Raw genomic sequence first — 15171 nt, 5'->3', positions numbered from 1 at the left:
CTTGATACTGTATGTCCATTTGTTCTTTGAAAATCCATATTTCAAATGTACATTTTTAGAAGCTAAAAGCGAAATGCACTAAAGTGCATAGTTTTAACTACTTTTGGGACCAATAAATTTTATCATTTATACCTGACTATATTGTCGCATTTCTTTGTTTATAAACTTAAATGTCTAAACTTGCTGCTCAAGATAAATTTTTAGATTTATCCGATTACGGAAGACCATTCGGGAAATTCTTAGCTAATCAATTAAAAAATACCCGATTCACTCCCATTCATGTTACACTGCTTTTTGGGGTTTCAGGTCTTATTGCAATTTACTGTATTTTACAAAATCATTACTTTTTAGCCGGCTTTTTTATCATTCTAAAATCGATTATCGATGCAGCAGATGGTGAACTGGCAAGGATAAAAAACACCCCTTCTTACACTGGAAGATACTTGGATAGCGTCTTTGATATTGTCTTGAATTTTTTGCTTTTCATGGCAATTTATTATGTTTCAAAAACAACAATTTGGCTTACCATTTTGGCATTTATTGGCATTCAACTACAAGGAACTTTATACAATTATTACTATGTGATTTTGAGAAATAAATCAGTCGGAGGAGATTCAACCAGTAAAATTTTCGAATACAAATCGCCAAAAGCTTTATCTGGAGAAAGCCAAAAATCAGTTGATATTTTGTTCAGAATTTACACCATTGTCTACGGCACTTTTGATAAAATAATTCACACTCTTGACAAAGAGGCCTACAAAATAAAAACGTTTCCAAACTGGTTTATGACATTAGTTTCCATTTACGGATTGGGTTTTCAATTACTGATTATTGCCGTTATGTTACCAATGGGATTAATCGAATATATCGCTCCGTTTTTTATCATTTACACTTTGTTTATTTTCGTATTAATTGGAATCAGAAAAGCAGTTTTTAAGGTATAAAATCTCCATAGAGATAATCTATACTCGTAATTTAAAATACTGAAAACGAATTTTTTGTACCAAATTACATAATGCATTAATTCAATAAATAAATTACCCAATCCAATTCTTAAAATCGGACACTTTTTCTCTGCTTACAATCACCTCATCATCTTTATAAGAAGGTAAAATCACCTTCAAACGAGAGTTACTGTACAACACAATTTCTTTAATTGCTTTAAGCGGAATAATAAATTTACGGCTTATTCGAAAGAAATCTACAGGGTCCAATTCCTGTTCCAAAACTTCCAAAGTACATTCGATTAAATAATTTCTATTGTCAAAAGTATGAATATAGATTCCTTTATTTTCGCTAAAAAAACATTCAATTTCATCAATTGAAATGACTTTCAAATGTTGCCCTATTTTTACCGTAAAGCGTTTTTTATAGTTTTTCTCAAATGGGTTGGTCAGCATTTTTTTAATTTGCTCAAAATCCAATTGTAGCGTTTCCTGTTTTGGCAATCGAGCTTTAAATTTTAAAACAGCCACTTCTAAATCGTCCTCATCAATGGGTTTCAAAAGATAATCAATACTGTTTAATTTGAAGGCACGTAACGCATATTCATCATACGCAGTCGTGAAAATTATAGCACTCTTGACGGCTACTTTTTCAAAAATCTCAAACGACAATCCATCCGATAATTGAATGTCTAAAAAAATCAAATCGGGATGTTCGTTTTTAGAAAACCAAGCAATCGATTCTTCCACCGAATGCAGCATCACTCCTACTTGGATATTTAGTTTTTCCAGTTTTCGCTGCAACAGTCTTGCTGCCGGTTTTTCGTCTTCGATTATTATTGTGGTCATTTAATGTTGAATCGTTTATTTGGTTATTTGGTTAACTGAAAACTGTGACTGAATACTCATTTTCACTCCCATTTGCTATTTTGGTCTTTTTTCATCAACTCCTGAATTCTTCTTTCTTCCCATTTTTTTCCAAAAAATATATCTCTACCAAAAACAGATAATCCGTGAGAGTATAAATAATCTTCATAATATTTGATTTTTGATGAAACAAATATATTTCGGGAATTAAAATCATAAAATAATAATTAACTGAACTGTTGAAATTATAGGATGAGTTGTAATCATCCGCAATTTCTTTTATATTTACCCTAAACTAGAATCCATTTTATGAAAACAGAAAAAGAAAAAATGATTGCCGGAGAATATTATTTGGCAGGCGATCCTGTTTTAGTAAAAGACAGACGAAAATCTAAAAATCTTCTCCATCGATTAAATGTTACAGAGTACCGAGTAACAAAAAAAGCGCGAGAAATACTAAAGGAATTAATCCCTAATGCAGGAGCAAATCTTTATATTGAACCTCCATTTTTTTGCGACTACGGATACAATATTAGTTGTGGGGAAAATGTTTATTTCAATGTAAACTGTGTTGTTTTGGACTGTGCCAAAGTAACTATTGGTTCCAATGTCTTTTTTGCACCAGGAGTTCAGCTTTACACCGCCACACATCCGCTGGATGCTGAACTGAGAAAAACGCTAGAAAATGCATTACCCATAACTATTGGAGATGATTGCTGGGTTGGAGGAAATACAGTTATTTGTCCAGGAATTACCGTCGGAAACGGTTGTGTTATTGGTGCAGGTTCAGTAGTTACAAAAGACATTCCCGACAATTCATTGGCCGTAGGAAATCCTGCAAAAGTAATTCGAAAACTGAACGAATAAATTATTTTGGAAACACTCAAAATATCTCTTCAAAAATCATAAAAAACACTTAGAAAAAACAAAACCTTTCTCGCTTTCTGAGGAATACATCAGTGTGAAATTAATTTATAATATTTTGAAAATGAATTACTTATAATGATTTAAATGATTAATTTTGTTATTTACTTCTAGGTGAAAAATTCAAAAAAATAATATTGTTTTTTTGCATAAGTGAATAATGGAAAGTTTACCAAAAAAATATTACACCATTAGTTTGCTCTTTTTATCTGTAATATCATTTGCCCAAAGAATTGACAACACAGCATCTTTTAGAGAAATAAAAAGCAAACACTATTTCCGTTATCATTATGACAACGACTATTTTACTGCAACCGATCATTTCTACACCCAAGGCGATAATTTTGAATTGGTAAGTCCAAAACTGATTCAGAATCCAATAAATAAGTTGTTTAAAAAATTAAAAAACGGTGAACAACAATATGGATTGGCGTTAGAACAAATGGGCTTTACGCCAATAAGCCTCAAATCTGATAAAATTCTTTATAATGACAGGCCTTTTGCTGCGGCCGTAATGATAAAATCATTCTTAGTTTCGACTGATACAACTCATAAAACCAAACTTTCTTCTATTCTAAGTATTGGAATCATTGGTCCTTATGCTTTTGGTAAGGAAATGCAAACTAAAATTCATGAATGGATCGGTGATGAAGTTCCCCATGGTTGGCAACACCAAATCAAGAATGATATCATACTAAATTATGAAATTGCACACGAGAAACAATTGTATCGACTCGATAATTTATTTGCTTTAAATTCTAATGCAAAACTTCGATTGGGAACGATGAACACAAATATATCTGGAGGCTTAACAACTACTTTTGGAAAAATCAATTCCCCTTTTACCTCCCTGAAAAACAAAAATGGCTTTCAAATTTATGCTTATTTACAAGGTTTTGTGACGATCATTGGATATGATGCCAGTTTACAAGGCGGACTTATTAATCAAAAAAGCCCTTATGTCATTACTAATCAAAATATTGACAGATTCACTTTTCAAGACAATTTTGGGATAGTCATGCAATACAAAGCAGTTTATCTCGAATATACCCGTTCTGAGCTTTCGAAGGAATTCGAAACGGGAAAAGCTCATAAATGGGGCGGATTTAGAATTGGGTTCAAGTTATAATTTTTTCAAAACCCAAAATCTAAATAAAAATTTTACCTTTGTTTTTTCAATATAACTTCAGGTTGATTCTTTTAAAAAAAAAGTCCCTAAGTTATTTACTCCCGATAACTTATTTTAAATAATTATGCTCTCTATAAACAAAGTACACCATATCGCTATCATTTGCTCCGATTATCAAAAATCTAAAACTTTCTATACCGATGTTTTGGGACTAACAATTATTCGGGAAATTTACCGCGAGGAAAGACAATCCTACAAACTGGATTTAGCCTTAAATGGTGTTTACATCATTGAACTTTTTTCGTTTATAAATCCACCGCAGCGTACTTCAGGACCAGAAGCTACCGGATTACGACATTTAGCATTTGAAGTAAATGACATGGACCAAACAATTCATTATTTATCTTCAAAAAACATTACATCCGAAGCAATCCGAATAGACCCGACAACAAATAAACGTTTTACTTTTATTGCTGATCCAGATAATCTCCCGATTGAATTTTATGAAAAATAAGCCTATTTTAAGCTACTGAAAAAGTATAATTCACAAAGAAATCATAAAAAATAATGGTTATATGGATTTTTTAAAGTCAAGTCTGATATTCTTTCTTTAGATTTGTAATACTCTCAAAAACTTTATTTTTTCAAATAAATCATTTTTATTTTATTTAAAAAACAAGGTTTGTAAAACATTTTTTAGATGAATAATACCGCTCGAATTAAAAAAATTATCAATTAATCAAATTTCAAAAATTAGTTATTGTTTCTGTTTTAATTGGTTTTCTTTCTGCATTTTTAGGAATTTCATTAAAAAAGATAACCGAATATTACGAGGAAATCTTTTTTCATCAAGCTACTTTAAACCTCATATTCATTGTCGTTTTTCCAGTTTTTGGTCTATCCATCATTTATTTCCTCAGAGAATATCTTTTTAGAAAAAAAGAAAACAAAGGGATTAAAGAAATTTTTGAAAGCACAAATTCCAAATCCAAAAACTTACCCAATTATAAAATTCCATCTCATTTCATCAACGGATTATTGACCGTTATTTTTGGAGGATCCACAGGAATTGAAGTTTCGACCGTTGTTGCTTCGGCTACGATTGGTTCTGTGGCCCAAAGAAAACAAAACGTATTCAGACAATATAAAACTGAATTGATATGTGCAGGGGTTGCGGCAGGAGTTACCGCTTTGTTCAGCAGTCCTATTGCCGGAATTCTTTTTGCGATTGAAGTTATTTCCGGAAAAGTAACTCAAGCATTTTTAATCAGTAATTTGATTGCGGTTGCTATAGCTTTTGGACTTGTTTTTTTATTGGATGAAAAACCTTTGTTTGCCGTAACTATTACAACTTGGCATTTAAGAGCGATTCCGTATTTTATTCTTTTGGGGATTTTAGCCGGTATCAATTCAGTTTATCTCACACGCTGTGTTTTATTTTTTAAATCCCAATTTTCAAAAATAAAAATTCATTATTATAAGATTCTAATAGGCTCACTAATCCTGAGTACTTCCTTATTCTTTTTTCCACAACTTTATGGAGAAGGATATCATGCTATTAAAACAATTTTTGTTCATTCGAATGAGGTGACACTATCATTTTCATTGGTACTGACATTTATTGGAATCATCCTTTTAAAACCAATAGTAACTTCGGCAACGCTTACTTCGGGAGGTGATGGAGGAGTTTTTGCGCCAAGCCTTTTCATTGGTGCCTTTTTAGGATTACTTGTTGCTTTGCTTTTAAACACCTATTTGAATGCTAATGTAATTCCTGTAAACTTTATGGTTATTGGAATGGCCGCAGTTTTAAGTGCCAGTATTCACGCACCTTTTACCGCGATTTTCTTAGTTTGTGGATTAACGAATGATTATACTTTATTTCTTCCCATTTTGGTTGTTTGTCTAATTTCAAAATACACAGCGAAAATGATTTATCCGTTTACAGTATATTCCTACTCTACAAGTTTATCAAAATAATAGTTTATGCCTTTTGAAAAAATAAAAAGGAATTATCGCAAAACAAAGTACATTCTATACAAAGAAACTTTAGTTGATTTTAAAGAACATTTCTGGGCTTTTTTAGGTTCATTTATTGGCATTGGATTAATAGCTTACATGCAATCTAAATCATTACTTCATTCTGATGTGGTCTATTTGATTGGTTCTTTTGGCGCTTCAAGCGTTTTAGTGTATGGCATAATTCAAAGTCCGATGGCGCAACCCAGAAATCTGGTTGGTGGACATCTGGTTTCTGCAATTGTGGGAGTTACGGTCGCTAAATTTGTGCCTGAAATTTTATGGCTGACAGCGCCCCTTGCAGTATCGCTTTCAATTGTTTTGATGCAAATAACCAAAACACTGCATCCTCCCGGCGGAGCAACTGCTTTAATTGCTGTAATAGGTTCGCCAAAAATTAAAACTCTTGGTTATTGGTATGTACTTTACCCTGTTCTAAGTGGAGTCCTTATCCTACTGATTATAGCTTTAATTTTCAATAACATGACCCCGAACAGATGCTATCCAAATCATAAAAAGTATCACATCATTAGAAAAAGGCTGACCAGTAAAATTAAAAAAAGCATCTCCTAAATTATAGTTACGACAAACCCGAATCGAAACAGATTTTTGAAACAAACATCAATATTTTATAATTTACATATTGTTTCTGTTTTATAATAAATGGCAATCATTTATTCGATTTACAGATTCATACGTAAAAATATTATCAACAAATCTGAAATCTGAAATTAAAATCTAAAATTATATTTTACCTTTGAGCTTTCAATAAAAACAAAGATTATGGTTTATAAATTTAGAGTAATTCTAGACGCGGAAGAAGATGTTTTTAGAGACATTGCAATACTTGAAGACGATACTTTAGAAGACTTACACAATGCTATCTTTAATTCCTTTGGTTTTGACGGGATGGAAGTGGCTTCATTCTATACTTGCGATGAAACTTGGAATCAAGAAGATGAAATTTCGCTTTTTGATAGCGGAGACATTCCAGGTGAGCAAAAAATAATGAGTGATTATCTGTTATCGGATATTTTAGACAAGCAAAATACCAAAATTATCTATGTTTATGATTTCATCAATATGTGGACTTTCCTTGTAGAATTAGCTGCAGTAGAAGAGCAAGTTGTTGGAAATTTATATCCTGAAACCATTTTTTCTCACGGTGAAATGCCAGATGAAGCAATGGAAAAAAGCTTTGAAGCCGATATGCATGATGATATCTATGGTGAATTTGAAGATGATATTGACGAAGAAGATCTAGACATGTTTGAAGGCGATGATAGTTTTGAAGACTACGGGTTTGAGGAGAACTGGAATTAATCCTCTCCTCAACCCTCTCCAAAGGAGAGGGAGACAAACCACATAAAAATAAAATGAATGTCCGTATTGATACTCAAAGGATATTTTTTTTACACAGATTTCTTTGTTAGGTATGATTCCAGACAATTATAAAAAGATTTAACAAATACAAAATCACGTCTCGTCTCCCCCTCCTTCGGAGGGGGCTGGGGGGAGGAAACCTTTTAAACATTTCTAATGATCAACTTATATAACACCCACATCGAAACCTTATCAATTCACAGAGTTGGCAATAAAAGTAGGAATGAAGCAATATTCTTATCGGAGCAACTCTTTAATTTGAATGACGAAATCGTTCCGTTGATGAAGGAGTTTTTCTTTAAACCTTTTAGAGAAAAAGAAGAAAATTATTTTCAATTTGCTCATGAAATTGATTTGGATTACAACGACATGTTCAAATTTGCAACGGAAGTTTTTGAGAATCCAAGTAACATTCACGAAATTTCTAAAAAGATAACAAAGCATTTATTTGAACAATCAAATCATCCGCACATCAAGAATGGCGAGGTATATGTTACTTATTTGACTAACGTAAGCATTGATAACAATGTCGTGGATGCCATAGGAATTTTCAAAAGCGAGATACAAGCTGACTTTTTACAATTTGAGGAAAAAGAAACGCACTTGGAAATGATTTTACAACAAGGAGTCAGTTTAAATAAATTAGATAAAGGTTGTTTAATCTTTAATTACAAAAAAGAAGAAGGATACAAAATCCTAACTGTTGACAGCAACCGTTACGATGCCAGATATTGGCTGGAACATTTCCTTTCTGTTGATGCTTTTGAGGATGAAAATTTCATTACCAAAAAGTATTTAAAATTCTGTCAGAACTTCGCCAAAGACGTTGTTTTCCCTGCAGAAGACAAAAAAGAAGAAGTGATGTTCATGAACCGTTCTGTAAATTATTTTGCAAAAAATGATCAGTTCGAAGAAACCAATTTCTTAAATGAAGTTTTAGACAATCCTGATTTGATTCCAGAATTCAAGAATTACAAAATAGACAAAGGGGAAAAATACAGCATTGAAGATGTAACCTCATTTCCTATTGCGAATGCAGCGGTTTCTGACGCTAGAAAGTCTATTAAAAACGTAATCAATTTAGATACGCATATCCAAATAAAAATGGATTTCATCAATCCTGAAAGTGCAGAGAAATTTGTAGAAAAAGGTTGGGATGAAGAAAAACAAATGTATTATTACTTAGTTTATTTTAATAAAGAAGAGAAGAGTTAGTTTACAGCGTTCAGTCTCAGTTTACATTTCTCATACTTATATTCAATCCCCAATGGCGAAAGTGATAGGGGATTTTTTTTGACTTTATAATAGCTCTAAATTAAACACAGCAAACAATAGTATTAATATTATTATAAGTATTTTCTTGTTTTTATTGCCGTAAAATACATTTAGTCGGTTTTATTTGATATTTAAGCGATTATTAGTTACGTTTAAGTCCCCAAATCTAAATAACCTAATATGAACCCAATCGAAATCAAAGAAAAATTTCTGAGTAAAAAAATCTTCTGTTCACTATTTGGACATAGAATTATCACAACTAGGAATGTAACAAATCATTTCAAGGAATATAAATGCACGGTTTGCCATCTGGAATTAACTAACGATGAAAATGGTCAAAAAACATTTCTCACACCAGAACTAAAAGAAATAAACGAAACATTGATTGGGTTTTATAAAAAAAGGGTTCATACTGTTTAAAACCGGTTTCCGTTTAACACAGTTATTTTTTATTTCAAAGCTGTAAATTATTAGCTTTTTATTGAAGTCAATTTCATTAAATAAAAGTTTTCAAGAATTAAATTACAACATATTACCAACTTACTAAAAACCTTGAAAAGATGCTAATCCTTCTATTAATCCAATCTATAATCGTGTTGAGACAAAAAAATAAATTAAAAAAAAGTCTCTTGAATTCAAACATTTCCTTAATTAACAAATCATAATTGATTTAAAATAAAATCAGTTACTTAAAGTCCTAATTAGAAATATTTGTGCTTTTTTGTAAAAATAAATTACTTGGTAGAAAAGGTTCATTAACCATTCAAATCATTATGTAGGACATAAAAATTCAAACTAATTTATAGGTTCCTGTGTAATTTTATTAAAGTATAAATTTTCAAAATCGAATTAAAAACTACTTCTGAAGTATTAATTTCGATTTATTCGTAAATTTGTTTCTTAGTAAAGCAAAAAAAATGAATCATAATTTTTTTAAAGACAGCCCATTCAAAACTTTAATTTCGTTTCATAAACTCATTGATACTCGTCCAAAGGCATTTTGTAGAAGTTCCCAAAGAAAAGCAGGTTCACTTTTTTATCTTCAATGTCTTGCTTTGTAAAAACACCCTTAGTCACTTTGGGACGTGTAGAAAGTATGGCAAAAATGATGGTAATTACACTGGATATCAACATAAAGAAAACAGGAATAACCAAATGAGCATTTTTTGGACTGTCTAATTTTGGAATAATCGTAGAAAGTGCAATCGAGATAATAATCGCATTTACTGAAAGCAAAATATTGGCTTTGCTGTCGGCAATGCCACTCAAACGAGTGTGATTACTCAATGTGATTCGGAACAAAGTATCAATCCCCCGGTCGGGTTTTTCTTCTTTCTCTCTCTTTTTGATTTCTTTTTCTAGCTTTTCTTTCGCTTCTTCTTCAACTTTTTTGATTTTTTTCTGTACTTTTTTAATATTTTTTTCCTTTAAAGGCTGCCAATTTTTTAAAGCATAATCAGTATAAAAATGATGCTTATTCACCAAAAAATCCCTGTTTTCTATTGCCCAATCTTTATCCGTAAATAATTTCTGCTCTGTGTTTTCCCATTCAGTTCTCAAAAATTCACAAGCCAAAGCATAATCTTCACTAAAAAGATGGTAATAATCTGCGTCTTTTATTATTTTTTCAAAAAGGGTTTGAGGTACACTATCCTTTCTAGTTGCTTTGATTAAGCTAGAAACTTTCTTTATATAATCATCAGATTTTCCTTTTTCTTTTAAAAAATCGGCAGCAATAGCACTACTTAAATCTTCGTGGTTTGCACAACCATTTATATATCCGGTATCGTGAAACCAAGCTGCGATTAGTAGCATTTCTTTGTCAGAAGGATTTAAATTTTCACTGTCGGACAATGTATTAACTGCATCAACTACGCCAAGTGTATGATTAAAATTATGATAGGTATATAAAACAGAAAGTTTATCTTTGAGTAAATTACTAACAAAATCTTGGGCTTGATCGATAAGAGTCATAAATAAATTTTTATACTACTAAATTATGAAATTGTTTTCGGATAATTGTTTTATAACTTCAAATAAAGCAGTTTTTATATTATTTGCAACTGGATTCATTTTTCAATCGTGTACGACATATCACGCACAATTTGGCAAAAACATCAAAACTCCGGTATCACAAAACGCTACAGATAGTTCAAAAATTGCACACACCTTTTATTTAATTGGAGATGCAGGAAATGCCAATGAAGAAAAAGCACAACAAACAATTGGTTTACTGGAAGATCGATTAAAAAAAGCAACCAAAAACTCTACTCTTTTATTTCTTGGCGATAATATTTATCCAAAAGGATTGCCCACTACTGACCATCCAAGTGAGCGAATTATTGCCGAAAATAAGTTAACAAGTCAACTAAAATTATCTAAAAACTTCAAAGGCCAAACCATTTACATTCCTGGAAATCATGATTGGTATAGCGGAATCAAAGGATTAGATCGCCAAGCTAAATTTGTAACCGAATATCTCAACGATAAAAAATCATTTTTGCCAAGAAAAAGCTGTGGTATTGATGATTTGGAAATAAATAAAAATCTAACACTTGTCATCTTAGACAGTCAATGGTTTCTGGAGGATTGGGATAAAAGCCCAACCATAAACGATGACTGTGATATCAAAACACGGGAAGCTTTTTTTGACGAATTAGAAAACGTTCTGAATAAAAATCAGGAAAAAATAGTAATTCTGGCGCTTCATCACCCGTTGATGAGCAACGGATCGCATGGTGGCCAATTTTCATTGGAAAAACAACTCTTTCCATTGGAACAAAAAATTATGCTTCCAGTCTTAGGTTCTGTTATTAATCTAATCAGAAAAACATCTGGAATAAGTCCGCAAGATATTCATAATAAACAGTATACATTTTTTATCAAACGGGTAAAAACACTATTACACAGTCAGGATAATGTTGTTGTGGTTTCAGGTCATGACCACAATTTGCAATACATTGAAAAAGACAACATCAAGCAAATCATTAGTGGTGCCGGTTCAAAATCGGAAGCAGCAAAAGCCGTTTTTCCTGATGATTTTTCTTATGGTGGAAATGGTTATGCCGCATTGTCTGTTTATGAAAATGGAGCTGCAAAAGTTTCTTTTTATGGCAAAGAAAACAATAAAGAAAAACTGATTTTTGAACAATCTGTGTTAGATGAAAAAGACGATTACAGCACCAAAAATTTTCCAACATCTTTTCCTAAAACTACCATTGCAACCATCTATTCGGAGAAACAAACCAAAAAAAGCGGATTTTATAAATTTCTCTTTGGAAAGCATTATCGAAAATATTACAGTTTCCCAATAGAAGTGCGAACAACAACTATTGACACCCTTTTTGGAGGTTTAAAGCCGAAACGTGCCGGCGGTGGTCATCAGTCTAAATCATTACAACTCTTTGACAAAAATGGCAAAGAATATGTAATGCGTGCCCTGAAAAAAAGTGCTACTCGTTTTCTACAATCGGTTGCATTTAAAGACCAATTTATCGAAAACGAATTTGAAGACACCTATGCTGAGAATTTTCTGTTTGATTTTTACACCACTGCGCATCCATATACTCCTTTTGCAGTGGGTAATTTAGCAGAAAAAATCGGCATTTCACATACCAATCCAGTATTGTATTATATTCCAAAACATAAAGCTCTAAAAGATTACAATGCCAATTTTGGTGATGAATTGTATATGGTCGAAGAACGCCCAACCGATAGCCAAATAGGAGTCAAAAGCTTTGGCAAACCAACTTCAATTATTGGTACCGATGATTTGTTGAAAAACCTACACAAAGATTACAACTATACCGTTGATGAAAGCGCCTATATTAAAGCACGATTATTTGACATGCTCATTGGCGATTGGGACAGACATGAAGATCAGTGGCGTTGGGGAGAATATAAACAGGGCAAAAAAATAATTTACAAGTCTATTCCGCGTGACAGAGATCAAGCTTTTACGAAATACGACGGTGCCTTTCTTTCCATTTTGATGAATATGCCAGCATTACGCCACATGCAAACTTTTAAAGAGAAAATTAAAAATGTAAAATGGCTGAATCGGGAACCCTATCCGTTAGACCTCGCTTTTCTTAGAACTGCTGATGAAAACGAATGGTTAAAACAAGCAAAATACATTCAGGAAAATCTTTCGGATTCCGATATAGATGTTGCTTTTGATAATTTACCAAAAGAAGTTCAGGATGAAACTATCGAGGACATTAAACATAAATTAAAAATAAGAAAAAACCAACTACAGCACTATGCATCAGATTACTACAAAGTGCTCCAGAAAACGGTTTTAATTGTTGGAACGGATAAAAAAGACAAATTTATAATTCAACACAAGGATAAGAACAAGCTTGAAATCGAAGTCTATCGATTAAAAAACGAAGGAGATGAATTACTGTACACAAAAGATTTTGTTGCCGGAAAAACAAAAAATATTTGGATTTATGGTTTAGATGACGATGATGTTTTTGAGGTAAAAGGAAACTCAAAATCAGACATAAACATTCGATTAATTGGAGGACAAAACAACGATTCCTATGTGATTGAAAACGGAAAAAAGGTAAAAATTCATGATTTCAAATCAAAGACAAATACTTATACTTTAGATTCTAAAACCAAAGTCGTTTTAACTGATGACTATGAAACAAGTTTTTATGATTATAAAAAGCCCAAATACAATGCTTTTTCAGGATTACCAAATATTGGTTATAATCCTGATAATGGAATAAAATTAGGTTTCATTACTAACTATACCGTAAATAAATTCAATCAAAATCCGTACACACAAAAACACATCTTAAAAGCCAATTACTTTTTTGCCACAAGTGGATATGAACTAATTTACAACGCCCATTTTCCTAAATCAGTCGGTAAATGGGATTTGGATTTGGAAGCCCAATTCACGAGTCCGAATTTCACGATTAATTATTTTGGTTATGGAAATGAGACCGTAAATAATGATGAAACTTTCGGAATGGATTACAATCGGGTACGTCTTAGAACGATGAAAGTTATGCCATCCATCAAAAAAATGGGAAGATATGGCAGCGCAATCCATTTCCAAACCTCCTTTGAAAGAATCAGTGTAGAAGAAACCAGTGATCGTTTTATAAACATTCCCGGAATCGTAAATCCTGACGTTTTTGAGAGCCAACAATTTGCAGGAGTGGCATTAAAATACAGTTTTGAGAATTACGACATTCCATCATTCCCCGCCATGGGAATGGGATTTTCCATAGCTGGAAGTTGGAAAATGAATTTGAATGATACTAAAAGAAATTTCCCAACATTAGAAAGTAAACTTAATTTCAACCATAAAATTGATACCAATGGCAAAATCGTATTGGCTACAATTTTGAAAGCAAAAATACTATTGAATAACAATTTTGATTTTTATCAAGGTGCTACTTTAGGGGGTGATTATGATTTGAGAGGTTTTAGAAACGAACGTTTTTTAGGGAATCAATCTTTTTATCAAAGCAGTGATTTACGTTGGAATTTAGGAAAAATAAAAAGAAGCCTTTTGCCAATGTCTTACGGAATCTTAGGCGGTTTTGATTACGGCAGAGTCTGGCAAAAAGGAGAAGACTCCGATAAATGGCATCAATCATTTGGTGGAGGATTGTGGCTCAACGGACTCAATGCACTTACGGCGAGAATCACCTATTTTAAAAATGTGGATGAGGAAGCCCGAATCGCTTTTGGTTTAGGATTTGGATTTTAGCTTTTTGATACTGACATTATATACATTTCCACCAATACTTTTGGTTCTTTCATCGGCTATGAATAATCTATCATTATCATTGAAACTAACCGCTTCCTTTTGGGAAAAATGGTCTAATTCGAGTATCGTTTTTGTTCCATTCAAAAAATTATCACCTTTAAAATTTTCGAATAACCAGATTTTGTCATGGGTTAAAATGGCAACTTTGGATTCATCCGGACTTATAGTAGCACTGGTAATTACACAATGATTATAGTTGTCACAAGTTTGGAATTCTCCCATTAAAACCGCTTGATGAAAGCCGGGAGTATTGGGGATTTTATATAAAAAAGCAGTGCCTTCAAATCCTTTACTTCGGTTTTTGGTAAAGAGATAGAAATTATTTTTAAACTCAAAAAAACCTTCAACATCATAGAACATTTCAGTTTTTTTTGGTGGAAAATCTTTTTGTTCCGGATAAGCAAATGAGACTTTATAAGCTGGAACGACACTTTCAATATTTAATAAATTCTTGTCGATTTTATAAATGCACAAATCCTTTCTTTCATTATCATTGTTACCAAAATCGCCAATATACAGATTTCCTTCCTTGTCTTTTGTAATGTCTTCCCAATCTATATTCTCCGTATTTTCAATAGTTATCGTTTTTTCGATTTTGCCATTTTCTAAATTTAGAGCATAAATCGCATTTGCATTACCGCTGTCTTCGAGTGTCCAAAGTAGATTGGTATTTGGAAAATAAATAATTCCTGAAACTTCTTTTAGCTTATTAGGCAAAGAATAAAGCGTTTCCAATGAATCTGAATCTTGTTGACAAGATAAAAAAACAACTGCAAATAGGATAGAAATATAGTTTTTCAAACTCATTGTAGTGTAAATGTAAATTTATAAAAAGA

General features: G+C 32.1%; 14 protein-coding genes. 10 read left to right on the top strand and 4 right to left on the bottom strand.

All coding sequences use genetic code 11. From position 1 onward, the window contains the following. The first annotated feature begins 170 nt into the window (after positions 1-170). Positions 171-944: a CDP-alcohol phosphatidyltransferase family protein gene (locus ACNO7W_RS12960; protein ID WP_417938451.1), complete on the top strand. Its 774-nt coding sequence runs from the start codon at positions 171-173 to the stop codon at positions 942-944. A gap of 93 nt (positions 945-1037) precedes the next feature. On the opposite strand, the gene ACNO7W_RS12955 is transcribed toward ACNO7W_RS12960, so the two are convergent. Then, positions 1038-1793, bottom strand: coding sequence for a LytR/AlgR family response regulator transcription factor (locus ACNO7W_RS12955; RefSeq protein WP_417938450.1), 756 nt, complete (start codon positions 1791-1793; stop codon positions 1038-1040). A 62-nt stretch (positions 1794-1855) separates the two neighbouring features. Continuing rightward, positions 1856-1990: a 2TM domain-containing protein gene (locus tag ACNO7W_RS12950; RefSeq protein ID WP_262710400.1), complete on the bottom strand. Its 135-nt coding sequence runs from the start codon at positions 1988-1990 to the stop codon at positions 1856-1858. A gap of 130 nt (positions 1991-2120) precedes the next feature. Between ACNO7W_RS12950 and ACNO7W_RS12945 the strand changes: the two genes are divergently transcribed. The 8 genes from ACNO7W_RS12945 to ACNO7W_RS12910 all read left to right on the top strand — a co-directional run bounded on the left by ACNO7W_RS12945 (position 2121) and on the right by ACNO7W_RS12910 (position 8961). Beyond that, on the top strand, positions 2121-2678 hold the full coding sequence (locus ACNO7W_RS12945; RefSeq protein WP_417938449.1) for a sugar O-acetyltransferase: 558 nt from the start codon (positions 2121-2123) through the stop codon (positions 2676-2678). A gap of 217 nt (positions 2679-2895) precedes the next feature. Further along, positions 2896-3864, top strand: coding sequence for a lipid A deacylase LpxR family protein (locus tag ACNO7W_RS12940; RefSeq protein WP_143386725.1), 969 nt, complete (start codon positions 2896-2898; stop codon positions 3862-3864). 124 nt (positions 3865-3988) lie between these two features. Then, complete coding sequence (locus ACNO7W_RS12935) at positions 3989-4378, top strand: VOC family protein (protein WP_143386726.1); 390 nt, start codon at positions 3989-3991, stop codon at positions 4376-4378. Between the two features lie 224 nt (positions 4379-4602). Then, entirely contained in the window at positions 4603-5844 is a 1242-nt protein-coding gene (locus ACNO7W_RS12930) for a chloride channel protein (RefSeq protein ID WP_417938453.1), read from the top strand. 6 nt (positions 5845-5850) lie between these two features. Beyond that, a complete protein-coding gene (locus ACNO7W_RS12925; protein WP_143386727.1) occupies positions 5851-6456 on the top strand; it encodes an HPP family protein in 606 nt (201 codons plus the stop codon). A gap of 210 nt (positions 6457-6666) precedes the next feature. Further along, positions 6667-7206, top strand: a complete 540-nt coding sequence (locus ACNO7W_RS12920) for an IS1096 element passenger TnpR family protein (RefSeq protein WP_417938448.1) — start codon at positions 6667-6669, stop codon at positions 7204-7206. 216 nt (positions 7207-7422) lie between these two features. Then, complete coding sequence (locus ACNO7W_RS12915) at positions 7423-8481, top strand: nucleoid-associated protein (RefSeq protein ID WP_143386729.1); 1059 nt, start codon at positions 7423-7425, stop codon at positions 8479-8481. Between the two features lie 240 nt (positions 8482-8721). Then, complete coding sequence (locus tag ACNO7W_RS12910) at positions 8722-8961, top strand: hypothetical protein (RefSeq protein WP_417938447.1); 240 nt, start codon at positions 8722-8724, stop codon at positions 8959-8961. 555 nt (positions 8962-9516) lie between these two features. On the opposite strand, the gene ACNO7W_RS12905 is transcribed toward ACNO7W_RS12910, so the two are convergent. Next, complete coding sequence (locus tag ACNO7W_RS12905; RefSeq protein WP_417938446.1) at positions 9517-10515, bottom strand: Pycsar system effector family protein; 999 nt, start codon at positions 10513-10515, stop codon at positions 9517-9519. Positions 10516-10540: 25 nt separating this feature from the next. Between ACNO7W_RS12905 and ACNO7W_RS12900 the strand changes: the two genes are divergently transcribed. Further along, positions 10541-14275 carry a metallophosphoesterase gene (locus tag ACNO7W_RS12900; RefSeq protein ID WP_417938445.1) on the top strand — a complete coding sequence of 1245 codons (3735 nt, stop codon included), beginning with the start codon at positions 10541-10543 and terminating at the stop codon, positions 14273-14275. Here ACNO7W_RS12900 and ACNO7W_RS12895 read toward each other — a convergent pair. Beyond that, complete coding sequence (locus ACNO7W_RS12895; RefSeq protein WP_143386734.1) at positions 14258-15142, bottom strand: hypothetical protein; 885 nt, start codon at positions 15140-15142, stop codon at positions 14258-14260. The two genes, ACNO7W_RS12900 and ACNO7W_RS12895, sit on opposite strands and share 18 nt — an antisense overlap. Between the last annotated feature and the right edge of the window lie 29 nt (positions 15143-15171).

This window comes from Flavobacterium sp. ZB4R12 (assembly GCF_048276375.1).
Taxonomy (GTDB): Bacteria; Bacteroidota; Bacteroidia; order Flavobacteriales; family Flavobacteriaceae; genus Flavobacterium; species Flavobacterium gawalongense.
This window is presented reverse-complemented; position numbering and strand designations above follow the sequence as displayed.